The 24,692-nt window shown below is 38.3% G+C and carries 21 protein-coding genes and 1 pseudogene; 16 read left to right on the top strand and 6 right to left on the bottom strand.

What is annotated here, in order from left to right:
* Positions 1–23 precede the first annotated feature (23 nt).
* The 3 genes from RI196_RS12280 to RI196_RS12270 all read left to right on the top strand — a co-directional run bounded on the left by RI196_RS12280 (position 24) and on the right by RI196_RS12270 (position 2,713).
* Positions 24–1,170, top strand: a protein-coding gene (locus RI196_RS12280; protein WP_445958362.1) for an IS3 family transposase whose coding sequence is annotated in 2 segments (ribosomal slippage) — positions 24–295 and positions 294–1,170 — 1,149 coding nt in all. Because the reading frame shifts where the segments join, the coding sequence is not laid out codon by codon here.
* A gap of 223 nt (positions 1,171–1,393) precedes the next feature.
* A complete protein-coding gene (locus RI196_RS12275) occupies positions 1,394–1,744 on the top strand; it encodes a hypothetical protein (protein WP_311066307.1) in 351 nt (116 codons plus the stop codon).
* A gap of 297 nt (positions 1,745–2,041) precedes the next feature.
* Complete coding sequence (locus tag RI196_RS12270; RefSeq protein ID WP_311066306.1) at positions 2,042–2,713, top strand: ABC transporter ATP-binding protein; 672 nt, start codon at positions 2,042–2,044, stop codon at positions 2,711–2,713.
* A gap of 194 nt (positions 2,714–2,907) precedes the next feature.
* On the opposite strand, the gene RI196_RS12265 is transcribed toward RI196_RS12270, so the two are convergent.
* Both RI196_RS12265 and RI196_RS12260 read right to left on the bottom strand, forming a co-directional pair.
* Positions 2,908–3,375, bottom strand: coding sequence for a CBO0543 family protein (locus RI196_RS12265; RefSeq protein WP_066247629.1), 468 nt, complete (start codon positions 3,373–3,375; stop codon positions 2,908–2,910).
* Positions 3,296–4,447 (bottom strand): annotated as a pseudogene (locus RI196_RS12260) (DUF2515 family protein). Before RI196_RS12260 ends, RI196_RS12265 begins: the two are co-directional and overlap by 80 nt.
* A 90-nt stretch (positions 4,448–4,537) precedes the next feature.
* Between RI196_RS12260 and shc the strand changes: the two are divergent.
* The 7 genes from shc to RI196_RS12225 all read left to right on the top strand — a co-directional run bounded on the left by shc (position 4,538) and on the right by RI196_RS12225 (position 14,511).
* Positions 4,538–6,400 carry a squalene--hopene cyclase gene (gene shc, locus RI196_RS12255; RefSeq protein WP_311066305.1) on the top strand — a complete coding sequence of 621 codons (1,863 nt, stop codon included), beginning with the start codon at positions 4,538–4,540 and terminating at the stop codon, positions 6,398–6,400.
* A gap of 215 nt (positions 6,401–6,615) precedes the next feature.
* Positions 6,616–7,731: a sugar-binding protein gene (locus RI196_RS12250; protein WP_261308723.1), complete on the top strand. Its 1,116-nt coding sequence runs from the start codon at positions 6,616–6,618 to the stop codon at positions 7,729–7,731.
* Between the two features lie 14 nt (positions 7,732–7,745).
* Entirely contained in the window at positions 7,746–9,161 is a 1,416-nt protein-coding gene (locus RI196_RS12245) for a sensor histidine kinase (protein ID WP_488168134.1), read from the top strand.
* Complete coding sequence (locus tag RI196_RS12240; RefSeq protein WP_311066304.1) at positions 9,154–10,428, top strand: response regulator; 1,275 nt, start codon at positions 9,154–9,156, stop codon at positions 10,426–10,428. The genes RI196_RS12245 and RI196_RS12240 overlap by 8 nt, the downstream gene beginning before the upstream one ends.
* Before the next feature lie 221 nt (positions 10,429–10,649).
* Positions 10,650–11,738 (top strand): D-xylose ABC transporter substrate-binding protein, encoded by a 1,089-nt coding sequence (gene xylF, locus RI196_RS12235; protein ID WP_311066303.1) that lies wholly within the window; start codon positions 10,650–10,652, stop codon positions 11,736–11,738.
* A gap of 91 nt (positions 11,739–11,829) precedes the next feature.
* On the top strand, positions 11,830–13,329 hold the full coding sequence (locus RI196_RS12230; RefSeq protein ID WP_311067359.1) for a xylose ABC transporter ATP-binding protein: 1,500 nt from the start codon (positions 11,830–11,832) through the stop codon (positions 13,327–13,329).
* Complete coding sequence (locus RI196_RS12225) at positions 13,330–14,511, top strand: sugar ABC transporter permease (RefSeq protein WP_063388156.1); 1,182 nt, start codon at positions 13,330–13,332, stop codon at positions 14,509–14,511. It begins immediately after the preceding gene.
* A 318-nt stretch (positions 14,512–14,829) separates the two neighbouring features.
* Here the strand turns inward: RI196_RS12225 and RI196_RS12220 are convergent, their stop codons facing one another.
* Entirely contained in the window at positions 14,830–14,922 is a 93-nt protein-coding gene (locus RI196_RS12220) for a hypothetical protein (RefSeq protein WP_375338814.1), read from the bottom strand.
* Positions 14,923–15,329: 407 nt separating this feature from the next.
* Between RI196_RS12220 and RI196_RS12215 the strand changes: the two genes are divergently transcribed.
* Entirely contained in the window at positions 15,330–15,602 is a 273-nt protein-coding gene (locus tag RI196_RS12215) for an acylphosphatase (RefSeq protein ID WP_094246179.1), read from the top strand.
* Between the two features lie 85 nt (positions 15,603–15,687).
* Here RI196_RS12215 and zwf read toward each other — a convergent pair whose 3' ends face one another.
* Positions 15,688–17,163, bottom strand: a complete 1,476-nt coding sequence (gene zwf / locus RI196_RS12210; RefSeq protein WP_311066302.1) for a glucose-6-phosphate dehydrogenase — start codon at positions 17,161–17,163, stop codon at positions 15,688–15,690.
* A 177-nt stretch (positions 17,164–17,340) separates the two neighbouring features.
* Between zwf and rnz the strand changes: the two genes are divergently transcribed.
* Positions 17,341–18,270, top strand: a complete 930-nt coding sequence (rnz, locus tag RI196_RS12205) for a ribonuclease Z (protein WP_130157788.1) — start codon at positions 17,341–17,343, stop codon at positions 18,268–18,270.
* Positions 18,271–18,533: 263 nt separating this feature from the next.
* Here the strand turns inward: rnz and namA are convergent, their stop codons facing one another.
* A complete protein-coding gene (gene namA / locus RI196_RS12200; protein ID WP_311066301.1) occupies positions 18,534–19,559 on the bottom strand; it encodes an NADPH dehydrogenase NamA in 1,026 nt (341 codons plus the stop codon).
* A gap of 129 nt (positions 19,560–19,688) precedes the next feature.
* Positions 19,689–20,525: a pyrroline-5-carboxylate reductase gene (gene proC, locus RI196_RS12195; RefSeq protein WP_130157792.1), complete on the bottom strand. Its 837-nt coding sequence runs from the start codon at positions 20,523–20,525 to the stop codon at positions 19,689–19,691.
* Positions 20,526–20,850: 325 nt separating this feature from the next.
* Here proC and RI196_RS12190 point away from each other — a divergent pair, with 325 nt between their 5' ends.
* The 4 genes from RI196_RS12190 (at position 20,851) to RI196_RS12175 (ending at position 24,578) form a co-directional block, all read left to right on the top strand.
* Positions 20,851–21,819 carry an MBL fold metallo-hydrolase gene (locus tag RI196_RS12190; protein ID WP_130157794.1) on the top strand — a complete coding sequence of 323 codons (969 nt, stop codon included), beginning with the start codon at positions 20,851–20,853 and terminating at the stop codon, positions 21,817–21,819.
* Positions 21,820–22,614: an SDR family NAD(P)-dependent oxidoreductase gene (locus RI196_RS12185; RefSeq protein ID WP_094246172.1), complete on the top strand. Its 795-nt coding sequence runs from the start codon at positions 21,820–21,822 to the stop codon at positions 22,612–22,614. It begins immediately after the preceding gene.
* A gap of 339 nt (positions 22,615–22,953) precedes the next feature.
* Complete coding sequence (locus RI196_RS12180; RefSeq protein WP_063388352.1) at positions 22,954–24,210, top strand: Y-family DNA polymerase; 1,257 nt, start codon at positions 22,954–22,956, stop codon at positions 24,208–24,210.
* A 38-nt stretch (positions 24,211–24,248) separates the two neighbouring features.
* On the top strand, positions 24,249–24,578 hold the full coding sequence (locus tag RI196_RS12175; RefSeq protein ID WP_066247653.1) for a YolD-like family protein: 330 nt from the start codon (positions 24,249–24,251) through the stop codon (positions 24,576–24,578).
* The last annotated feature ends 114 nt before the right edge of the window (positions 24,579–24,692 follow it).

Genomic DNA, 24,692 nt, shown 5'->3' with positions numbered 1-24,692 from the left:
GATAAATAAGTTATAATGATACCATGAAAAAAAGAAACCGATATACCGCAGAATTTAAAGCTAAGGTGGTTCTTGAGGTGTTGCGTGAAGAGCAAACCGTCAATGAAATAGCCGCCAAATATGAATTAAGCCCAGTCATGGTCAGTCGTTGGAAAGCAGAATTTCTAGAACGATCCTCGATGGTCTTTGAAAAAGGCTCAAGCGAAGTGGATAAAATCCGTAAAGAATATGAGGCCAAACAAGAAAATTTAGAGAAATTGGTAGGTCAGTTAACGGTTGAAGTTGACTGGCTGAAAAAAAAATCTGGACTCAAATAAGTCTGTTGACGAACGAAAGGCTATGGTCGAATTCAATCACCCATCGATCAGCATCAAGCGTCAGGCACAGTTATTAGGTATTCATCGTACTAGCGTGTATCGCCAATCAAAGGGGCAAACAGAAAGCTCAGAAAACATCATGCTCATGCACGAAATGGATATGCTTTATACAGCTCATCCCTACTTTGGCTACAGGCGCATGACTGCGAAACTTCGTGAGAAAGGATTTGATGTGAATCGTAAACGCGTACGCCGTCTCATGCGCCTTATGGGTATACAAGCTATTTACCCAAAACCCAACCTTAGTAAGAGGCTACATGCCAAGTACTGCCGGCCTTACCTGCTCCGTGGATGGGAGATCACCCGTCCGAACCATGTATGGGGAGTGGATATCACCTACCTTCGTATGGGACGGGGCTTTATGTACCTGTTTACCATCATCGACTGGTTCAGCCGCAAAGTGATCGATTACGAGTTATCTAGTACGCTGGAGAAAGGATTTGTCATCAACTGTCTGAAGCGGGCATTGCGTCATGGTAAGCCGACCATCATCAATAGTGACCAGGGCAGCCATTTTACAAACGCTGACTATCTCGGGCTGTTGAAAGAGTATGGCATCCAGGTATCAATGGATGGCAAAGGACGAGCAACAGACAATAGTCGTACGGAACGCTTCTTTAGAGCTTTAAAGTATGAATGTATCTATCTCAATGAATTCGATAATCCTAAAGAGTTGCGAAAAGGCATTCGACGCTATGTTACGTTCTATAATACAGACCGACCTCACCAATCCTTGGACTATTTGACGCCAGCAACAGTGTACAAGCAACCTAAGATGGCTCAAGCATCCTAACCATCGAACGTGATGAGAGGCTTTATATGGAGAGACGGGCATGATAGGCTGTTTTAGCCATGCGATGTTATCTGTCCATCGCTCCAGCGCAAAAAATCGTGCCCGTAGAGGCTCCATGTCAAGCCTTTATCGCACACGCACCACATTCATAGCGAAAGGAGAGAATGGATAACTTAAATATTATCAATTTGTGTCTTGACAAAGGGGTGCATTACACTTCATTGTGGTGATTTTACTAATTTCTGCGAAGTTGATATCTGCTGATCTGGCAGCATTATCCTTTATTTTATTAGGATTTGCCTTTATATTTTCCAGTCTAATCATTTATTGTACGTTTATTTATCAATTTGAAAAATATTTTATTGACGAAAAAGCGTTTGAAAAATTAGGCGGGATTTTAATCGTTCTCTTTTTTGCCTTCGTTGCTGCTATAAAATCCTTGCTGCGTCTAATAGGTTTAAACAATTTATTTTTAGGAGAAATGCTAAGTCTCATTTGTGTTTGTACAATTTTATTTTTAATTTTTCATAAAATCGATCGAATAAGAGGCTTCTTTTATGAGCGATTTCATTGATTTTTGAATGATGGCGTGCTTGGAATTTACCTAAACAATCGGCTTCTACGAAAATTTATTGATAAAACGCACCATTTTTGTCGCATTATTCACTATGCTAATTTTTGCTGCTTTTTCAACAGCGATCGGTCATGGACAGCTTATCAACATTTCGCTTCATTTTATATAGGCTGGGAAGACAGCGGTCGCGTTGGCTTGCAGTCAGCTTCAATTAAGAATCAACAATGGGATTATGTTGTCTCCTCTTTAAATATAGAGGGAAATGTTAAAAATTAACATAAGTTAGGGTTGAAATAGATGATTCAAGTTGCGGATTTAAAAAAGTCGTATCGGGCGAAAATGGAAATATTAAAAGGAGTTCAATTTACATTAGAACCAAATAATATCTATTGTCTATTAGGGAGAAATGGTGCGGGGAAAACGACATTGATGAAAATTTTGTCCGGCATTTTAGCTTATGATTCCGGCACGATTATAATAAAAGATAACAAAAAGCTTAATGAGCTTGTTCATTATGTTTCAGAGAAGCCAATTTTTCTAGATTTTTTATCTGGCTTTGACAACTTAGATTTTATTCAAAAAATCTATCATTTGAATATGTCGAAAGTTGAATTGGAAAGGTTTTGTGAAGAACAAGGAATTCAGTCGTTTATCCACGAACTGGTCATCAATTATTCACATGGAATGAAGCACCAACTGGCTTTAGCCGTTGCTTTTTTAATAAAACCGAAGGTATTGCTGTTGGATGAGCCGCTAGTATCTTTAGACCCGATTAACATTGCTGAAACTTATAAGAAGCTCGTTTCTTATGCCAGAAGGGGAAATATTGTTCTTCTTTCCACGCATATGATCCCGATCGCCCATAAATTGGCCGATGAAATATTATTGCTGAAAAACGGGAAAATTCATCAAGTTGCCAATCAATACAGCGAAAGCGAATTGGAAGATTATGTGTTAAATCAAATATAATAATATTTTTGCTAGATGCTTCAGCCATTTCAAAATCGATGCCGTTAATTATGCTGTCGGGCTTAAAACAGCAATTATTGTCAAGACCGAAAAAATCACCGATTTATCATTCTCCAGAAAGATCTCATTGATCCTTTTATTGGGAGCCTCTTTTCCCGTAATCGACAGCTTCAAAAGGGCTGAACGTTGCAGCCCTAATTGTTTTGGGGAGAATTCACCAGTATGCTGTAAAATCTCCATATAATTATAAAGAAAAGGATATATCCAAAAAAAGAATAGAAATGATTCCAATTAGAAGAATGGATAAACACGCCCGCTCGTTCAGCCGCTTGTTCAAAAATGCAGGCTAAAATACCAATTAAGCAAAGTAGGATTGGGCGAACAAAAGGACGGATTTTATGCATGACGATTAAAAATGAGGCGGTGATAATAGGTAGAATGACGAGCGTAAACAAGATGTTAATAGAGAAGATTTTCGGGAACAATCGTTTTGGAAAGGCGTAAAATCTGCATTCAACAAAAATCAAATCTAAGTATGTTCCAAGTAAAGAGGCAAAAAGTGCTGCAGCAAGTAAAGCAATGTTATTCCTTTCTAAGAAAAATTGCTTTTTTCGCCATGATGGTAAGTTCAATTTTTTCGATTGTTTTACAATAATCTTCATAAATATCCCCGCCTGAAAATGTTTCTTCTTTTAAATAGTGGATGACCTTCCAATCATGGAACCAATCTCCACCGTCCGCGTCTTCGTGTTTGATATTTCCCCAAGCGAATTTTAATTGAGGGCTGTAAATGCGCGGCTCTCCTTTTTTCAACTCGCACTTTTTTGTCCTTCGTTTATAGATTGTGCCTGGCTATGATTCTTTCACATGATGAAAGAGGTGCCCCCAGTAATCTGCTCTCGAACCTGTATGCTTATTTTTTTTGGCCCAACGCAGCACTCCTTGTAAAACGTTCTCTTGGTGAAAAAGCAAAGAATATAAACGTTTTCCTAACATAATTCGTTCATGAAGCGATGCAAAATGCTGCAGCGTCGCCCCCATTAAAGCAGGCTTTGTTTCATTTTCAACATACGGAAAGATGATGTGATTAAATCGCAAAAAATCATAAAGCTTGAAACCAATCGTGTTTAATACGGTCTTTTGAAAATGATGATTTTGAATAACATGTTTTTCTAAATAGTTTTGTTCATTGATGACCGTTGCGATTGCCAGTAGATAATAGTTTCTGTTTTCCCAATAGTGATTCCAGATTGTTTCCATAAATGTTGATACGTTTAAATAGGGGAGGAGGTAAAATAAGTTTCGTTTCATGCGCAAGCTGTGGTGATAAAGTAAAAATTGCGGGAATACATCTTGAAAGATTAACCAATTTCCACGTTCTAAAAATAAAAAGTAGTTTTTTTGCTCCTTTTCTGATATTAGCCTTGTTAACAAGTCTCCTTTTAAATCTGTCATATGCCATCCTCCATTCCGGGAAACCATATGTCCTAAGAGCGCCCAATGGATGTCTGGATGCCTGATATAAAAATTTAAATATGCAGCTGTTCTAGTTACGTTGTTAGCGTTGAGTGTATTTGTCACGTTCACAATGGAATCAATGATGTTTTGTTCCCATGTTTGTAATGGAGGCATAGTCTGATTTACGTTATATTTCATTTTTTCGACGAGATCTTCCTTAATTTTCAAAAGCTGTTGATCGATCAATTTATTGTTGTTCAACCATGGAAAGACCATCCTATTCCTCCCTCATCGAATAGCTTCCATAAAAGCTGAATATGTATAGGAATAAGCTAAAACTTACTACATGAAGTGGTGGTGAATAGGATGAAACAACGAATTGAAGCTGAAATCAATCGATTGGCGGAATTAATCCTAAAGAGGCAAAATTTTGACGGAACTTGGGATTTCCCATTTGAAACGGGTATTGCCACAGATTGTTATATGATTATCTTATTACGAACATTGGAAATTCATGATGAACAATTCATTCAATCACTCGTTGAAAGGATATTAAGTAAACAGGAGAAAAACGGAGCATGGAAGCTGTTTTACGATGAAGAGAAGGGAAATCTATCCACAACAGTTGAAGCATACTATGCTTTACTTTATTCGGGATTCATCGATCAAAACAATACAAACATGCGACTAGCTAGGAAGTTTATCATAAACCATGGTGGCATTGGAAAAGTAAATATGTTTACGAAAGTCATGCTTGCTTTAACGGGCCAAATCAAATGGCCTAAATCCTTTCATCTGCCGATCGAATTCATTTTATTTCCGACTACTTTTCCTGTAAATTTTTTTGACTTTTCCGTTTATGCAAGAGCCAATTTAATACCAATATTGATTGCTGCTGATCGCAAGTTTAGTATAAAGACAAAGCATACTCCTGACTTATCAGACTTATATGTTCATAGAAATGAAGACCTTTGGGACTTGGACTCTTCTGAATGGCGTTCTTTTTTTTCGTGTATATATGACGGCATGAAACAATTAGTAGGTACTCCTTTTGAGCTTCATCGATTGGCATTACATCGAGCAGAACAATATATGTTAAATCGAATTGAACAAGATGGTACCTTTTATAGCTACTTTAGTTCAACATTTTTAATGATTTTTGCTCTGATGGCTCTAGGATATTCGAAAAAGCATCCAGTTATTGTTCGGGCTGTTCAAGGGCTAAAGTCAATGAAGACAACAATAGATGGACACACTCATATTCAATACACGACGGCAACTGTTTGGAATACGGCATTATTAAGCTATTCATTACAAGAAGCTGGTGTGCCATCTGCGTCAGCTGCTATTCAAAGAGCAAATCAATATTTGCTTTCTCGCCAGCACTATCTATATGGTGATTGGGCTGTTCATAATCCGTATCAAATACCGGGGGGATGGGGATTTTCAAATATTAATACGATGAATCCGGATATTGATGATACAACAGCGGCTTTACGCGCGTTGCGAAAAGAAGCATTAAATAATCGCTCCTTTTGGGATCGAGGAATGAAATGGCTCCTGTCTATGCAAAACGATGATGGAGGCTGGGGATCGTTCGAAAAAAATGTCAATAAGTCATCGCTATCTTGGCTTCCGATAGAAGGCGGGGAAAAAATGCTTCTTGACCCATCAACGCCTGATTTAACGGGAAGAACGTTGGAGTTTTTAGGTAATTTTACACGATCAAGCTACAATCAAACGTTTATAAAGCAAGGGGTAAAGTGGCTTTTAAAAAATCAACGAAGCGATGGTTCTTGGTATGGACGGTGGGGAATTTGTTATATTTATGGATCATGGTGTGCATTAACAGGCTTAATCGCAGTAAAGGTGAGAAGAGATCACCCTGCCGTACGAAAGGCTGTGAAATGGTTATACTCCATTCAAAATGACGATGGGGGCTGGGGAGAGTCTTGTAAAAGTGATATACAGAAAAAATTTATCCCTTTACCAGCTAGTACTAGAGTGCATACCGCGTGGGCATTAGACGCTTTGGCAGCGGCAGAAGAAACGGTTACACCACAAATGAATCAAGCAGTGAACTATTTATTAAATTCAAAAGATGAAAATTCATGGACAATCACATACCCAAAAGGTCAAGGCTTACCTGGCGGATTTTACATTCATTATCCAAGCTATGAATATATTTTTCCTTTGCTGGCATTGGCTCATTTTGTAAAGAAATGGTGATTAGAGGATGGAAATTTGTACGCAAAAAGCTACGGCCGTAACATTTTTGATAATTAATTTTTAACCTTTTTACCGAAAAATAGTAGAACGATGTTTCAATGGAAAGCTATCCTCATTTAAAGTGAAATTCGCGAGACTCCTAAAGGGAAAAAGCGATCAGTGTAAGACAAAAGCTATGAATTATTTCCCTATGAGGAGTCATACATGAGAAATTTATGAAAAATAAAAAGGAAATCGCACTAGTTTATAATAATATTAATAGATATAAGGCTTGTAGATTATCAAAATATTTAATCGGATTAACTGTAAACGGTTACAATTTATTTGAGCTAAAGGTGAAATATATGTCAAACAAAAGATGGACATTAACTTTTTTATTCTTAATTATTTTGTTTCTATATGTTTTTATTCAATTTATATGGACGTCAAAGCAGATGGAAGAGACAGTGGAAGCTCTTGACAAAAGGGTTTCCCTACATGAAGAACCTCCGCATTTTATTCTTATTGCTCAAGAATTCGATAATCCATACTGGCGGAAAGTAGAAAAAGGTGCTCAGGATGCTGCAAAAAAGTTTCAAGTAGAAGTTGAATATGTCGCTCCGTTACGAACAAGTATTGAAGAACAGATTAAGCTATTAGAAAAAGCAATTGCTTCTAAAGTAGATGGAATCATTGTTCAAAGTTTGGATGAAGAAGCATTTACTCCAATCATTAATAAAGCAATATCCAAAAATATTCCAATTATCACAATTGATACAGATGCTAAAGCGAGCCGTCGTCTTTCCTATGTAGGGACAGACAATTTTGCAGCTGGTCAATTGCTTGGGAAAACCGTGGTAGATATGACAACAGGGCAGCATAAAATTGGGGTTATTATTGGGAGTGAATCATCTGACAATCAACAGGAGCGGCTAGATGGTTTTTTGTCAGTTATTAAACAACATCCAAGGTTAGAAGTAGTGGAAGTCCAAGCATCCAATATTTCAAGAATACAAGCGTCCATTCAAGCTGATATTATGTTAAGAAAATATCCCGATATTTCAGTGATGGTTGGGACAAGTGCTTTAGATGCAATTGGTATGACAGTGGCTGTGAAAAATTTGCAACGATCCGATATTCAAATTTTTGGATTTGATGACGTCGAAGAAACATTATTGGCAATAAAAAAAGGAGAGATTACAGCAACCATCATTCAAAAACCATATGAAATGGGTTTTATTGCTGTTCAATTAATGTCCAAGCATTTGCAAGGACAACCTATACCAAACGTATATTTTACTTCAAGCAAAAAAGTAGATGCATCAAACGTACAAATGGAGGTAACACCGTGAATATACGGACAAAATTGTTTATCTTTATTCCATTGCTCGTCATTTTACTCAATACTATAGCATTTTTTATTTTTGATAGTGGAAAAAAAGTTCAAAAGAGCTATGACTTCATGGTCCATCGTATTTACTTATACAAACAAATTTCCAATGAAACTCAAGAAAATCTTCGCTATTTAAGCAGCTATCTCATATATCAAGACAAAGAAAATCTTAACTTGCTAATTAAACATAAAGCTAATTTAGAAGCTCTGCAAAATAATTTAAGCAACAATTCGGCCAGTAATGCTTTAGTAGTTGATAATTACAAAAATATGATCAATACTTTTCTCCAACTGGAAGAAGCTATTTTAACAAACTTAAAAGAAAAAAAATTTCTGGATCAAGCTGATCAATTCAAAGAAATAGAAAGAGTTGCTTCTTTCATTCGGGAGGATAGCCAACAACTAGTAGACATGGAATTGAGTGAATACCAGCCTGTGTATAATAGTATGTTGGCAATTAACGAAAATATGAATAAATGGGGAGGAAGTTTGTTTATTGTAACCACAGCATTAAGTATCGTATTTGCTATCTGGCTGTCTCGAAGTATCGTCATTCCCATTCAGCAGCTTGTTCAAACAGCTAAACAAGTCGCTGCGGGAGACTTAAATACGAACGTGCCGATATACCAGCCAAATGATGAGGTTGGGGTACTAGGAAAAGTGTTTAATCAGATGATTGAAAATTTACGAAAATTAATCTCTAAAAATATGGAAATACTAGAAAAAGAAAAATTAATGAGAGAATTAGAGTTAAAAGCACTTCAAAGTCAAATTAACCCGCACTTTTTATTTAACACATTAAATGTGATCTCAAAGCTTGCATATATTGAAGGAGCTGAAAAAACGAGTGAACTAACCATTTCTACTTCCAATTTATTACGATATAATTTGCGGAAATTAAACGAACCTGTCATGCTGCGTGAAGAAATTGAAAATGCAAAAGAGTATTTTGCCATACAAAAAGCACGATTTCGTGACCGTATTTCATTTCAAATGGAGATTGATAATCATTGTTTAGACCAATCAATACCTGCACTTACGATTCAGCCTTTGCTTGAAAATGCTTTTGTCCACGGGATCGAATCAATGGAATCAGGAGCTGTTATTGAGTTAAGTGTCAAAGAAAAAGAAGGAAGAGTGTTGGTGAAAATTTCGGATAATGGTGTAGGGATGGATGAAAAGATTGTGAAAACAATACTCGAGTCACCATCTTTTTCAATTAAAAAATCAACAGGACATTCAACAGGATTAGGAATGGAAAATGTGTTTCGACGTTTGCGATTATTTTACCAAGTACATGATATCGTGGATATTAAAAGCAAGCAAGGTCGCGGCACCACGATTTTGTTGTCATTACCAAGAGTAAGGGGGGAAAAGATGCATGTATAAACTTCTCATTGCAGATGATGAACCTCTAGAGCGTGAAGGGTTAGAATTGATGATTCAAAAATGTTTGCCCAATCAATTTCAAATTTTTCATGCTGAAAATGGCCGATTGGCGATACAACAGATGGAAAAGCATCAGCCGGAAATTATATTTATGGATTTAAAAATGCCTGGTATTCAAGGACTGGAGGCGATTGAAGAAATAAAAAAACAAAATCCTAAGATTAAAATCATTATATTAACTGCATTTGATTATTTTTCCTATGCAAAAGAAGCCATTGAACTCGGTGTGAATGATTATATTTTAAAACCAGCTAAAAAAGAGAAAATTGTCTCTGTGTTGAAAAAATGTATATCAGAATTAGAAGAAGAATTGTTAAATCGTGAGAAGGAACTGAAAATGAAAGAAAAGCTGGGACACCTTTTTTCAATTAGTGAATCCGAATGTGCCCTAATGATTATGATGGATGCAGTATCAGAAACAGACGTGGATGAATTGCTTTCTCTGTTAAAAATCCCTCACCGAACTAGTGTAGCCTTTGTCATTGAATTTTCCGATATAAAGATGGAAGAGAAACAAGATTTATACCAAATTGTCAAAAGGTATATGAAAAATAAACAAGAGTGTATATGCAGTCCTTTAATCGATCATCGTATGACGATATTTTCGTTTCCTTCCGATCAGGACATGACGAGAAATCAATGGATTACTCTTTCCATGAAATGGTTGAAGGAAATCGAAAAACGAACAAACAAAAAAATTAAAATAGGAATTGGTACTTTGCAAAAGGATATTCAAGGCTTTAAAAAGTCATATCAAGAAGCTCTTCTGGCTGTAACATCTCAACCGTATTTTGGACGGGTAAAACATATTTCAGAAGTAGAGGCTGCACACGATTCAGACAAGAAAGAAAAGAATCGAACTTTACTAAATTCAGAGAATACGAAGGGACTAGATATAGCACTTCAATTTATTTCTGATCATTTTCACGAAGATATTACACTAGAGGAAGTCGCTCAATTGATGAATTTTCATCCACACTATTTTAGTAAACGATTTAAACAGGAAACGGGCCAAACGTTCTCTGATTTTTTAACACACATGCGTATTGAAAAAGCGAAAGAACTGATGAAACAATACCACCTTAACGTAAAAGAAATCTCTTATTATGTTGGTTATAACGATCCTAACTATTTTAGCCGAGTTTTTAAAAAAGTTACAAAAATGACGCCAAAAGAGTATCGAAACCAACTGCAGAAAAATAAATGATAAATTCGATCACTTCTCCTATACGTGCAGGAGGGGTGATCTTTTTTTAGCACTTTTTTGACAAATATTAAAAGAGTCCTATTTTGGTAGTCAGTAAAATTTTTACAGGTGAAAAATGTCCCTTTATAAGTCGAAAAAGTGAAGGAAATAAGAAAGAAATCGTTTTCATATGCGTGATAGGCTTAAAAATGAAAGCGTAAACATTACGAGGGGGGTTTCAAATGAAGAAATGGTGGAAAACTTTATCGATGGCAGCTGCATCACTTGTTTTAGCTTCTGCTTTAACAGGATGCGGCGTTGTTTCATCGGGAGGCGAGGACAAAAGCAGTCAAGCGAAAGAAGATGGCGACAAAATTGTGGTTGGTTTCTCAATGGATACGTTAAAGGAGGAGCGCTGGCAGCGCGATAAAGACCTGTTTGAAGCAAAGGTAAAAGAATTAGGAGCAGAAGTAAAAACGCTTGCGGCTAATGGCGATGATGCCGCTCAATTGAATCAAGCAGAACAATTAATTTCCGAAGGGGTAGATGTGTTAGTTGTTGTACCACATAATGCAGAAGCTACAGCAGCTATTGTTGACAAAGCGCATAAAGAAGGAATTAAGGTTATTTCGTATGACCGCCTGATTAAAAATGCAGATGTAGACTACTATGTATCTTTTGACAATGTTCGAGTTGGGGAAATGCAGGCGAAAGAGATTGTTAAGCAAGCACCGACTGGAAACTATGTATACATCGGTGGTGCCGATACAGATAATAATGCTCACCTATTTCGTGAAGGAGCTATGAATGTGTTAAAACCGCTTGAAGAAAAAGGGGATATTAAGATTGTTTATGATCAGTTCTCAAAGGACTGGAAGCCTGAAGAAGCATTGAAAAATATGGAAAACGCTTTAACAGCAAATAAAAATAATATTCAAGCAGTTATAGCAGCAAATGATGGCACAGCTGGCGGCGCCATTCAAGCATTAGCGGCTCAAGGACTGGCAGGGAGAATCCCTGTGTCTGGTCAAGATGCAGAGCTGGCTGCGCTGCAACGCATCGTGGAAGGAACGCAAACAATGACGGTTTATAAACCAATTCATGCTATTGCCACGAAAGCGGCTGAAATAGCTGTAGCTGTTGCAAAAGGAGAAAAAATCGAAACAGATCAAAAAATACCGAACGGTAAAATCGATGTTCCATCTGTCCTTCTCGATCCTATTGCTGTAACGAAAGAAAATGTTCTAGATACTGTCATTAAAGATGGATTTCACAAATTAGAAGATGTCTATCAAAATGTTCCAAAAGATCAATGGCCAAAACAGAATTAAATGTTATAAAGGCTGACTCTTCCAAAAGAGTCAGACCTTTCTCATTCTATCATGCTGCGAATGGGAGGGAAGATGGTTGTATTCGTTAGAGATGGATCAAATAACAAAAGAGTTTCCCGGAGTGAAAGCATTAGACCGTGTAACATTTAAAGTGAAAAAAGGTGAAATTCATGCGCTCTGTGGTGAAAATGGAGCGGGTAAATCGACGTTAATGAAAGTATTAAGTGGATTATATCCAACTGGAACATATTCAGGAGAGATTCGTATAAACGGAACCCCTGTACATTTCCGCAATATTAAAGATGCAGAAAAGGCAGGGATTGCAATTATTCACCAAGAACTTGCACTCGTTAAAGATTTGACAGTTGGAGAGAACATTTTTCTAGGAGCAGAACCGAAAAAATATGGCGTCATCCAATGGGATCAATTGTTTTATGAGTCATCCGAATGGTTAAATGCAGTAGGTTTAAATGTGGCTCCTCAAACGAAAATCTATTCACTTGGCATCGGGCAGCAACAACTTGTGGAAATTGCCAAAGCTTTGTCTAAAAATACGAAGATATTGATTTTAGATGAACCGACAGCTGCTTTAACAGAGAGTGAAGTCGAAATATTAATGGGAATTTTAGAGGAATTAAGAAAAAAAGGGGTAACATGTATTTACATTTCTCACAAAATGCCTGAAGTTTTTCGTTTAGCTGATTCCATAACCGTCTTACGTGATGGAAAATCCATTGCAACTCTATCCAAAGATGAAACAAGTGAGGATGAAATTATTTCTTTAATGGTCGGCAGAGAATTAACGGAACGATATCCGCAAGCTGAACGAACTCCAAATGAAACGATTCTTGAAGTGAAAAACTATTCTGTCTGGCATCCAGATATGCCAAAAATGAAGGTAAATGATAATATTTCCTTTTCACTTAGAAAAGGAGAGATCCTTGGAATAGCTGGATTAATGGGGTCTGGTAGATCAGAGCTTGCCACAAGTCTTTTTGGAGCATATGAGGGAAAACGGGAAGGCGAGGTATGGATAGAAGGTAAAAAGGTTCACATTCGCAACGTTCAAGATGCTATTAATGAAGGGATAGCATTAGTGACAGAGGATCGAAAACGCTTTGGTCTTGTTTTAAGTATGGATGTGAAAACAAATACCACTCTTGCCAGTTTGAAAAAAATTAGCAAATGGGGCGTTATGAACCATAATGAAGAAATGAAATCAAGCCAACAGTTTGTCCAGAAGTTAAAAACTAAAACGGCATCTCTCGAAACGAAAGTTGGAGCATTATCGGGAGGGAATCAGCAAAAAGTCGTTATTGCCAAATGGTTGATGTCTAAGCCGAAAATTTTAATTTTAGATGAACCTACACGGGGAATTGATGTAGGGGCAAAATATGAGATTTATCAATTAATGAATCAGCTGGTTAATGAAGGAGTCGCAATCATTATGATCTCATCAGAGCTGCCTGAAATACTTGGTATGAGCGATCGAATTCTGGTCATGAACGAAGGCAGATTTGTGAAAGAGCTGACGAAAGAAGAAGCCACACAAGAAAAAATTATGTCAGCAGCAACGGGAGGAGGGAAATAAATGGAATTAAAAGTGACGGCTCAACAAAAGACAAATGTCAAAAAAAAGTCGTTGAAAGATATAATCGGAAAAATTGACGTACGGGCTTATACGATGATTGGTGCCATAGTTGCGATTTGGCTGTTCTTTGGAATTTTGAACGATACATTCTTAACAGCGCGTAACCTTTCAAATTTATTCACTCAAATGTCTGTTACTTCTATTTTAGCGATTGGAATGGTCCTCGTTATTGTTGCCGGACACATTGACTTATCTGTCGGATCCATTGTAGGTCTTACAGGAGGTATTGCTGCCATATTTAGTAACTGGATGGGAATGCCAACGATTGTTGTCATTGTTGTCACGTTAGTTGCTGGTGCAATTGTTGGCCTACTTCAGGGTTGGCTAGTTGCCTATCAGGCAATTCCTGCATTTATTGTCACTTTAGGAGGTATGATGGCATTTCGCGGCATCTTAATGGGAATAACGAAATCAACAACCATTCCTATTTTTGATGCGAATTTTATTGCCCTTGGAAGTGCCTATTTTACAAATATGTTTGGGATTGTGTTGGCCATACTAGCAGTAGTCATTTTGGTTATTTTAACAATAAGAAAACGAAAAACTCGCTTAAATTATGGATTTGAAGTAATGCCTCTTTCATTGGAAATCATGAAAATACTTTTTCTTAGCTCACTCATTGTTTTATTCGTCATCACGATGAACAGCTATAAAGGAATTCCGTTTCCCATTATATTTGTTATCGGTTTGGCAGTCATTTTTTCATTTATTGCGAATAACACAACATTTGGCCGTCATATTTATGCAATTGGCGGAAATTCAGAAGCTGCGCGTTTATCAGGAATTAATATTAAAAGTCGCACGATGATGCTGTTTGTATTTAGCGGATTGTTATCAGCCGTTGCAGCAATTGTGTTAACAGCTCGTCTTTCTTCTGCTACCATTTCGGCTGGTCAGATGTATGAATTAGATGCTATCGCTGCATGTGTCATTGGCGGAACCTCTTTAATGGGCGGATCTGGAACGATTATTGGTGCGATTATAGGGGCCATGGTCATGACATCGCTCGATAATGGAATGTCCCTTATGGGGCTGGACACCTATTGGCAGTACATTGTGAAAGGAAGTATTCTTGTACTAGCAGTCTGGATAGATATTGCAAGCCGTAAAAAAAATAAGTAGTTAAAAATCTGCTACAAAAGGGCTGAACTTTGGATATCATTCATAGTTTCAGCCCTATTTGTATTGGTAAAAAATGTACCAGTATGCTGTAAAATTTCCATATAATTATGAAGACTATATCAAACTATGGAAAGCTTGGAATAAACCTCATTTCATTTCCTATCCTTGTGGTCATTTAGGCATCGTATTTCAACGAAGGAAAATCACTAAGGACGGAATGTGATTTATTAAATGTAAAATCACATAAATAAAAAAGCCTATAGGTAATTCTAGAAGCAATTAAGAAGTTCGATAACTAAACTTACCTCTTAAATAAGCCTAATTTTTTTGCTGCTTTTTTCTTCCATTTTTTAAAATGTTGTTGACATGGTTTTTGACCGTTCGGATGGAAATGAACATTTCACCTGCAATTTCACGTATTATCTATGAACTCTAATATTTTTCATTCGGTTGGCGTTAGTTGTGATTGGATTTTTCCCATCTTATATTGATTTTCTATCTTTTTAACTTGCAAAATTCTTTGGTCAAGTCCAAATTATTGTGTAAATTCCCCCCTACGAACTTTACTTTCTATAATTTGGATGGGGATGTTTAATAAGTCGTTTTTCGGCTTATAGACGCTCTTTTAATGTTTTAGAAATGTTGATAGATTGATATTTTTCAATGAGGATTTGACTTTTTAGACAGCCTCTATTGGATATATTTTTTAACTATCACTTTTTTGATTAATTCTTTCACAAACCGTTTCGTTTATATCTAAATTCGGTAAAAAATAAATTAAGATAGAAATGAAGAATATTTATGAAAGGAGTGAAAAAATGAAGCAATACCATATCATTGTTTCAGGACGTGTGCAAGGAGTGGGGTTTCGATATTTTACGCAATCAAAAGCAGTCGAGCACCAAATTTCCGGTTGGGTTCGAAACAAGATGGACGGAACGGTTGAAATCGTTGCAGAAGGAGAGGAGCAAAATTTACAGAACTTTCTTGCCTCTATTCAAAAAGGTAGTCCTTTTTCAAAAGTTGAAAATATACAATTAACGGAACATGATGAAGTGGAAGGCTTTCAAAAGTTTGATATTCGTTATTAATCATTAAAGCATCAATATGATAAAACACCCCTATTTGTACAAGGGGTGTTTTAATAAGGTAACACTTTTAAATTGAAAAATGTCATTAGATCGGCCACCAATGGAAGCCGTCTTTGGCAAGAAGTTCATCCGCTTCTTTAGGACCCATCGAGCCTGCCTCATAGTTCGGGAAGGCCGCTTTTTTACGGGACCATGCATTTGAAATCGGATCAACATATGCCCATGATAAGGCGACTTCATCCCAGTGGGTAAAGTTCGTGGCATCGCCTTGCATGCAATCATATAGCAATCTTTCATATGCCTCCGGAGTGTTCATGCCGTCGATGCCGTTATTGTTGTAAGAAAGCTTAATTGGTGTAGCCTCTGAGCTTACTCCCGCTTTTTTGGCATTGAGATGAAGCGTAATCCCTTCATCAGGCTGGATATGGATGACAAGCAAGTTTGGAACGCGGTCGCTTTCCTTTTTAAAGTAAAGGTTCATTGGAATGTCTTTAAATTCGACAACAATTTTTGTTGATTTTTCTTTCATCCGCTTTCCTGTGCGAATGTAAAAAGGAACGCCTGCCCAACGGTAATTGTCAATCAAAATCTTTCCGGCCACAAACGTTTCTGTATTGGAATCGGGATCTACATTTGTTTCTTCTCGGTAGCCGATAACCTCTTTTCCATTAATTATTCCCTTTGTATATTGGCCTCTTACAAAATAGCTGTCGACTTCATTTTCCTGAATTGGCCGTAATGCACGAAGCACTTTAATTTTTTCGGAACGAATTTCGTCAGTCGTTAATTTAATTGGCGGTTCCATCGCAAGCAGGGCCACCATCTGCAGCATATGGTTTTGCACCATATCTCTGAGCGCACCGGATGTTTCATAATAGTTGCCCCGGTCTTCCACGCCGAGTGATTCGCTTGAAGTAATTTGAATATTGGAAATAAAACGGTTATTCCATAAATGTTCAAAAAGCGCATTGGCAAATCGAATGACTTCAATATTTTGCACCATTTCTTTTCCTAAATAGTGGTCGATTCGGTAAATTTGCTCTTCATCGAATGCGGCGCGGATTTCATCGTTTAATTTTTGGGCGGAAGCTAGGTCATGGCCGAACGGCTTTTCAATGACAAGTCTTGTCCATCCGTTTGTATCTTTTAAACCGTGCTCTTTTAAATTGTTAGCGATGATTCCGAAAAATTCAGGCGCCATCGCCAAGTAAAAGACTCGGTTCCCTTCCGTTTGATATTTTTCATCCAAGTCGGAAAGTAAGCTTTTTAAGCTGTGATACGAAGACTGGTTCGATACATCAAACGGATGATAATAAAAATGCGAAGTAAAGGATGTTAGATCGCTGTTGACGGAAACTGCATTTTCAACGGAATCTTTAACATTTTCCCTGAACGTTTCGTTCGTCCATGGTCTTCTTGCCACGCCAACGACCGCGAATTCTTCGCTGATCTTACCGCTTTGATATAAACGGTAAATGGATGGGAATAATTTCCGTTTTGCTAAATCTCCTGTTGCTCCGAATATAATGATGATTGCTTTTGGTAACTGGATTGTATTCACTGAACGTACCTCACTTTATCGTTTTGCTATAAATTTTGCTAAAAATATGTACCCGTTCAAATATTTAATTTTAAAGGTAAACGTACTGTAACGCAAATAATATTTGCTGATTTTTCTGCTAAATATTGAATGAATGTATTATAATAACTGATAAAAAGACATTTGGAGGAGCGAACGTTGAATCTTTATTTTTTAGGAACAGGTGCTGGTCTGCCGGCCAAACATCGAAATGTGTCTTCCATTGCGCTTGAATTGCTTGAAGAACGCGGTTCTATTTGGCTGTTTGATTGCGGCGAGGCGACACAGCACCGGATTTTATATACGAACATCAAACCGGCAAAAATTGAAAAAATTTTTATTACGCATTTGCATGGTGATCATATATACGGACTTCCCGGTTTGTTAGGAACAAGATCCTTTCATGGCGCCGAGAGCCCGCTCGTAATTTACGGTCCTCCCGGCATTAAAGAATTTGTGGAACAAACTTTGAAGTTAAGCTTTACTCATCTTAAATATCCGCTTATCACAAAAGAAATATTTGACGATGAAACCGTTTTTGAGGATGATCAATTCATCGTTAAGGTAAAGAAATTGGAGCACGGCATCCCTTCATTCGGTTATCGGATTATAGAGAAGGATCTGCCCGGAACACTTTTAGCGGATCGATTAAAAGAAATTGGAGTAAAACCTGGACCTATATACAAAAAATTAAAAAATGGCGAAACAGTCCAACTTGCTGATGGAAGAGTTTTGAATGGAAAAGATTTTTTAGGTCCTGTCAAAAAAGGACGGATTGTTTCGATTTTGGGTGATACAAGATATTGCAAGCAAAGCGTCGAATTATCAAAGGATGCGGATGTTTTAGTGCATGAGGCGACATTTGCAAAGGATGAAGAGCTTTTGGCCTACAATTATTTTCATTCGACAACAGTTCAAGCAGCGCAAATTGCTTTAGAGGCAAACGCAAAAACGTTATGGCTGACGCATATTAGCTCGCGATATCAAGGCGAAGAGGATTGTCAAATGCTTCTTGCTGAAGCAAGGGCTGTATTTCCAGAAGCAAGCCTTGCCCATGATTTTTTATGTGTCCCAATTCCTAAAAAGTAGAAAATGGTATGGGGATGCCAAAAATGAAACTTTCGCCGCCTTTTTTACATAGAATAAAAGAATCGTCTACAGGCATATTTAGTCCTATAATCGGGCAAAAAAATCGTCGACATGATTCTTGCAGAATCTCTGAACTTTCAAAATTTTTTCGGTTGCGGCAATGAAAGAATTATATGTTGATTCAACACTCACTGTATGCTTTGGAAAATGCAATATGCAAACAAAAGCTGCCTCAAAAGGCTTTTTTGAGACAGCTTCTTCTTTTATACGCGCCATCCGCGTTCATATTGTGTCGGCGATTCAATTTTTGCGTTTAGTTCATTAGCTGCATGGTAAGGCCAATATGGATTTCTCAATAATTCGCGGGCGACAAAAATAAGATCCGCCCGGTTGTTTTTTAAAATCTCTTCCGCCTGCAAAGGTGAAGTAATTAAGCCGACTGCCCCTGTTTTGATGTTTGCTTCCTGTCTGATTTTTTCGCTAAATGGCACTTGGTACCCGGGATAAACATCTATATTTGTCGGGACAAGCCCTCCTGAGCTGACATCAATCAAATCGACACCATCCTCTTTCAGCCATTTAGCAATTTGTACGTAATCATTTATCGTCGATCCGCCTTCAACATAGTCACTGGCGGAAACACGAACAAACAACGGGCCTTCCCACACTTTCCTTACGGCTTGGATAACCTCTTTTAAAAACCGGTAGCGGTTCTCTAAGCTTCCTCCGTACTCATCATTGCGCTTGTTTGATAGCGGAGATAAAAATTCGTTAATGAGATAACCGTGGGCTGCATGGATTTCGATGATATCAAAGCCTGCGTCCTTAGCTCGTTTTGCTCCTAATTGAAATTTTTCAACCGTTTCTTTTATTTGTTCTTTTGTCAGTTCTTTCGGTGTACGGCTGTTTTGATCAAAAGGAATTGAAGATGGGGCGAATATGTCTCCGCTCACATTTGACTTTCTTCCTGCATGAGCAAGCTGGATGCCTGTTTTCGCTCCGTATGATTTGATTTGCTGCACAAGTTCAGCCAATTTTATAATATGGTCATCTTCCCATATACCGAGGTCCAATTCAGAAATTCTGCCTTCCGGCGTAACAGCTGTTGCTTCAAGAATGATGAGGCCCACCTGTCCAACCGCTCTTGAAATGTAATGTGTGAAATGAAAATCTTCAAGAAATCCTTTTTTATTTGCGGCTGAGTACATGCACATCGGCGACATGACAATTCGATTTTTCAATGTGACATCTTTAATCGTAAATGGAGAAAATAATAATCGGTCTTTCATCTTTTATTCGCCTCCCTAAATATTTCCTTTAAAATTTTAGCAATTATGATTATTTTTGTCATATGATCTGCTTGGTAAATATAAAAAAGGGGTTCAGTATTGCTCGCTGAACCCGAGTCCGATTTCAGATTATTGTTCGTTCACCAGTTTTTCCTCCAAAGCGCTGTTTAATTCTTTTGACCGTTCGACTGCCCGTTTCACACAGCTTATAATAGCTTCATCTACGTGATGATTGTTTAGGACGCTTAAGCCGGCTTCAGTTGTGCCGCCTGGGCTCATTATTTCTTTTCTTAGAGTAGACGGCTCTTTGTCAGACGTTTTTAACATTAATGCTGCCCCATAAAGTGTTTGAACAATGAGGGAGCGTGCCATGGACTTTTCTAAACCGATTTCTTCTGCTGCTTTTTCCATTGCTTCTACTATGTAATAAATATAGGCTGGTCCGCTTCCTGCCAGTCCTGTGACGGCATCGAGCTTGTCTTCTTCAACAATTTCAACTGTTCCGATCAATTGAAACAGTTCAACAGCTGCTGACAGGTCACCATCCGTTGCATATTGTCCTTGTGCCAAGGCGGTTGCTGATTGTCTGATGGTAGCGGACGTATTCGGCATTGCTCGAATGACGGGAATACGTTTGTTGAATAATGTTTCAATTGCTTTCGTTGAAACGCCTGCGAGCATGGAAATAACAAGATGGTTTTCTGTTGCGTATTCGCGGACTGTTTTTACTGCCTCGTCAACGTCCTTCGGCTTCATCGCGAAAAAAATCGTTTTTGTGTTGTCAAACAAATGCTTTTTATCTTTTGTAATCGTGACGCCGTATGTTTTTTGCAGCTCCTCGAGCCGCTTTTCATTGGAACGGTTTGTCACAACGATCTCTTCTCTCCGGCACTTGTTCCCGTTGATCAATCCGGATATAATAGCTTCCGCCATAGATCCGGCTCCGATAAATCCAAACTTGTACATAAAAAGAGACTCCTTCCTGATCGTTTTATATGTTTCTTTTGAACTTCTTCCCTATAAACTTAGTTTAAAAGAGAAGAGATTCAGTGGGAAAGGTAGCGAGAAAACGTTTTACTATTCATCTGTTAAGCAACAGAAGCGCATGCTTTGGATGGGCTTGTATGATGAAATGTTTCCCTGCCTTAAATTCTAAAAGCGTTGTAGAATTAATTTTTTATCAGTTCCAACGGCTTGTCAAGTATACTTATGAATTATTCGAATAAAATGACAAATTGATTTATCATGTGTAAAATAAGTTATATTAAAAAATTAAAGGCGGTTTGCAAAAATGTTCAGCAAAGATGCAATTTATAAAATAACGATCCCTATACCTTATCCGATTAAAGATGTGAACGTGTATGTTGTAAAAGGGGACGCATTGACATTAGTGGATGCAGGGATGAAAACGGAGGAAGCGTGGAGAGTTTTTGAACATAAGCTGAAGGAAATAGGGCTTGTGCCTGAGGATATTGAGCAGGTCATTCTTACCCACCATCATCCTGACCATATCGGTTTGCTCGATTTTTTTGATGGCGATCTTCGTGTTTTGGGCCATCGTTTGCTTGCTCCTTGGCTTTCTCATGATGTGCGTTTTTTTGATCGGCAAAAGGAATTTTTTTTAGAATTATTGAAGCAGTTTGCCGTCCCGGAGTCGTTTGCGTCACACTTAGATCATCTTGATCTTTCCTTATATCCACGCAATCATCCGCTGACCTCCTCCATTCAAGAAGGAGATGAAATAGACGGGATGCCTGGGTTTACAGTCATTGAGACTCCTGGACATGCCCAAAGCCATATCGTTTTGTACAATGAGGAAGACTGCCGAATGATCGGCGGCGATCATTTGCTGAAAACCATTTCCTCCAATCCTGTTCTTGAAATGCCGTATGAAGGAAAAGAGCGTCCAAAACCTCAGCTGCAATATAATGAATCTTTGAAAAAGCTTTTGCATATTCCGATTTCTGTTGTCTTTCCGGGTCATAAAGATGAATTTTTCGATCCTCACCTGTTGATTCGGAACCGTTTAGACAAACAGCATGAACGCGCGCTCACCGTATTAAAGCATTTAGAAAAACAGGAAATGACGGTGTTTGCTCTTTGCAAGCTTCTTTTTCCGTCTGCTTATCAACAAGAGCTTTTATTTGCTATATCAGAAACTGTTGCTCAGCTTGATTATTTAGAACAATATGGAAAAATTAACAAAAGAATAGAAAATGGCGTTTTACTTTTTTCCGCGCAACGAAGAGGTGACAAATAAATGAATTCGCGGCTTAAAGATCGATTGGTAGTTATTACGGGGGCATCGAGCGGGATCGGGGAAAAAATCGCAAGGATCGTTGCAGAAAGCGGTGGACATTTAGTTTTGCTGGCTAGGAGGAAGGATCGTCTCAAGAAACTTTCGGATGAGCTTCAAGCCTCTCACTCTATTTCTTGTACATATTACGAACTGGATGTCAGTGACCTTGACGCAGTTTCCGAAGTATTTACGGACATCACAGAGAATTTTGACCGAGTGGATGTTTTAGTCAATAATGCTGGTTTTGGTATTTTTCGAAATGCAGAGGAAGCAACATTCGAAGAGATGCAGCAAATGTTTAAAGTAAATGTGTTCGGATTAATTGCTGCGACAAAGCTGGTTCTTCCGAAGATGCTGGCCCAACGGGAAGGGCATATTATTAATGTCGCCTCTCAGGCTGGCAAAATAGCTACTCCGAAATCAAGCATCTATTCTGCTACAAAACATGCTGTTTTAGGCTTTACGAACAGCTTGCGGATGGAAGTGGCGGACCGCGGGATTTTTGTAACATCTGTCAATCCGGGTCCAATTGAAACGGATTTTTTCAATCTTGCCGATACGTCAGGGGATTATGTGAAAAACGTCCAACGCTGGATGCTTAATCCGGAAGCTGTTGCACAAAAAATCGTGAGCGTGATGCTGACAAATAAACGGGAAATTAATATGCCTGTTTGGATGGAGCTTGGCGGGCTTGTTTATCGTCTCATGCCCTCCCTATTTGAAAAAGTTGCCGGAAATTTGTTTCGGCAAAAATGACCGGGAGCATTATGCAGGAAATGAACAGAAAGCTGAAGGCGGACTTTTCGCTAAAATCTCCGCTCTCACTTCTGAAAAGGCGCGTCAAGCGTCTTTTTATTTTGATAAAAAATTCAGCTCTTTCACCGATTTGTCTCCAACTTAAATCTTCTAAAAAACGCGGCTGTATTTTGAATAAGCTTTCCAAGCTTAATATCTGTTTTTCGATGCCGTACTTCGTTGTTATGCTCCTTTTGTACCGCGAAAAATGGCGCAAATTCCCATTGAAACCGAACGTATATTCCCATACAATGAAAATAAAATAAAACCGAACATACATTCTCATGAGGGGATGATGGAATGAATTATGAATCGTTTCCAAACCGGCATATATTATGCATCGATATGAAAAGCTTTTATGCGAGCTGTGCGGCGGTCATACTTGGGCTTGATCCTTTAACAGCCCACATTGCTATCGTTGGGGACAAAGAGCGGACAGGAAGCATTGTATTGGCCGCTTCACCAAAACTGAAGGAAGATTTCGGAATTCAAACCGGATCCCGCTTATTTCAAATTCCAAACGACCCCCGCATCCGCCTCATCACTCCGAAAATGGCGACGTATTTACGGATTTCTGCTGAAATTACTCGGCTGCTGAACCGCTATGTTCCGAAAGAAAACATCCATGTTTACAGCGTAGATGAATGTTTTATTACTGCGGATGGAACAGAAAGACTTTGGGGGGATGCGCATAGTCTGGCCGAAAAAATTGTGGAAGATTTACGAAATGAATTTTCTCTCCCATGTGCGGTCGGGATCGGTCCAAACATATTGATGGCGAAGCTTTGTCTAGATTTGGAGGCGAAAAAGAAAGGTATAGCGGAATGGACGTATGATGATGTCAAAACGAAGCTGTGGAGCATCAAGCCGTTGCGTAAGATGTGGGGGATTGGGGCAAGACTTGAAAAAACGTTAAATCGAATGGGAATTTTTACAGTCGGTCAGCTCGCAAATTATCCGTTAGAGCTCCTTGAAAAGAAGTTCGGCGTCATGGGGAATCAGCTTTATTACCACGCATGGGGAATAGATCTTTCCGACATAGGCTCTCCGATTATGCTGGGGCAAATCAGTTTTGGAAAAAATCAAATATTGCTTCGCGACTATCCGGACCCCGAAGAGGTGAAATGCGTCATCTTAGAAATGTGCGAGGAAGTGGCAAAAAGAGCGAGGGAACACCGGATGGCGGGGAGAACAATCAGCCTTGGAATCGGCTACAGCCAAAAGGAAGGCGGAGGAGGATTTTACCGTTCAAAAACGATGGATGTCTCAACAAATATTACGATGGATCTTTATCGAGCCTGCCTTTTGCTGTTTGATCGTTTTTATGAGGGGAAGACAGTCAGAAAAATTTCCATCTCTCTTTCCAACGTGGAAAAAGACAGCGGCATGCAGCTTGATTTGTTTAGGCCGAACCGCATAAAAGAGCATCGTTTAGGATATGTAATGGATGCGATTCGGAACAAGCACGGCTCCAATGCACTGCTGCGCGCTGTTTCGTATACGAAGGCAGGAACGAGTCTTCACCGCAACAAGCTGATCGGCGGGCATTATGCGTAACGAATATGAAGAAAAGAAAGCAAAGGATGGGATAAACAATGATTCAGGATCGTGGAAGCATAAAATGGACAGCTATGATGCTGCCCGAGCATGTGAAATTACTAAGGAAATACAATGAAAGTTTAGATAAAGTCGAAAAACCGGTTTTAGATGAACAAAAATATGAAGAATTTAATGAAGTTATCTGTGAGGCTATGGAAGAGAACATTACTCTACAATTCACCTATTATCAAAAAGGTGAAATAAAGAAGCTTGTCGGCAATATTCATTATATCGATCAGCTAAAAAGAGAATTACGAATTGTTGATTACTTGACTAAAAAACATGTTTTAAAATTAGGAGATATTATTGAAATTGAGCAATACTAAGAAAACAGCATTAGAAATACAAATTTAATAGGGGTAGCGTAAGGTCAGGAAAATGCAGATTTACAACGCTTAGAAAATGACGATAATTAACAGCCCAATTTCTAAAAATTTGAG

Origin of the sequence: Aeribacillus composti, from assembly GCF_031760945.1 — a bacterium.
Lineage (GTDB): Bacteria > Bacillota > Bacilli > Bacillales > Aeribacillaceae > Aeribacillus > Aeribacillus composti.
This window is presented reverse-complemented; position numbering and strand designations above follow the sequence as displayed.

Bases quoted from the DNA above. Each gene is read 5' to 3' on its own strand.
- RI196_RS12270 (WP_311066306.1), top strand. From the start codon at position 2,042: ATGATTCAAGTTGCGGATTTAAAAAAGTCGTATCGGGCGAAAATGGAA.
- RI196_RS12250 (WP_261308723.1), top strand. From the start codon at position 6,616: ATGAAAAATAAAAAGGAAATCGCACTAGTTTATAATAATATTAATAGA.
- RI196_RS12175 (WP_066247653.1), top strand. From the start codon at position 24,249: ATGATTCAGGATCGTGGAAGCATAAAATGGACAGCTATGATGCTGCCC.
- RI196_RS12215 (WP_094246179.1), top strand. From the start codon at position 15,330: ATGAAGCAATACCATATCATTGTTTCAGGACGTGTGCAAGGAGTGGGG.
- RI196_RS12240 (WP_311066304.1), top strand. From the start codon at position 9,154: ATGTATAAACTTCTCATTGCAGATGATGAACCTCTAGAGCGTGAAGGG.
- RI196_RS12180 (WP_063388352.1), top strand. From the start codon at position 22,954: ATGAATTATGAATCGTTTCCAAACCGGCATATATTATGCATCGATATG.
- proC (WP_130157792.1), bottom strand. From the start codon at position 20,525: ATGTACAAGTTTGGATTTATCGGAGCCGGATCTATGGCGGAAGCTATT.
- shc (WP_311066305.1), top strand. From the start codon at position 4,538: ATGAAACAACGAATTGAAGCTGAAATCAATCGATTGGCGGAATTAATC.
- xylF (WP_311066303.1), top strand. From the start codon at position 10,650: ATGAAGAAATGGTGGAAAACTTTATCGATGGCAGCTGCATCACTTGTT.
- namA (WP_311066301.1), bottom strand. From the start codon at position 19,559: ATGAAAGACCGATTATTATTTTCTCCATTTACGATTAAAGATGTCACA.
- RI196_RS12230 (WP_311067359.1), top strand. From the start codon at position 11,830: ATGGATCAAATAACAAAAGAGTTTCCCGGAGTGAAAGCATTAGACCGT.
- RI196_RS12225 (WP_063388156.1), top strand. From the start codon at position 13,330: ATGGAATTAAAAGTGACGGCTCAACAAAAGACAAATGTCAAAAAAAAG.
- RI196_RS12190 (WP_130157794.1), top strand. From the start codon at position 20,851: ATGTTCAGCAAAGATGCAATTTATAAAATAACGATCCCTATACCTTAT.
- RI196_RS12265 (WP_066247629.1), bottom strand. From the start codon at position 3,375: ATGAAGATTATTGTAAAACAATCGAAAAAATTGAACTTACCATCATGG.
- RI196_RS12185 (WP_094246172.1), top strand. From the start codon at position 21,820: ATGAATTCGCGGCTTAAAGATCGATTGGTAGTTATTACGGGGGCATCG.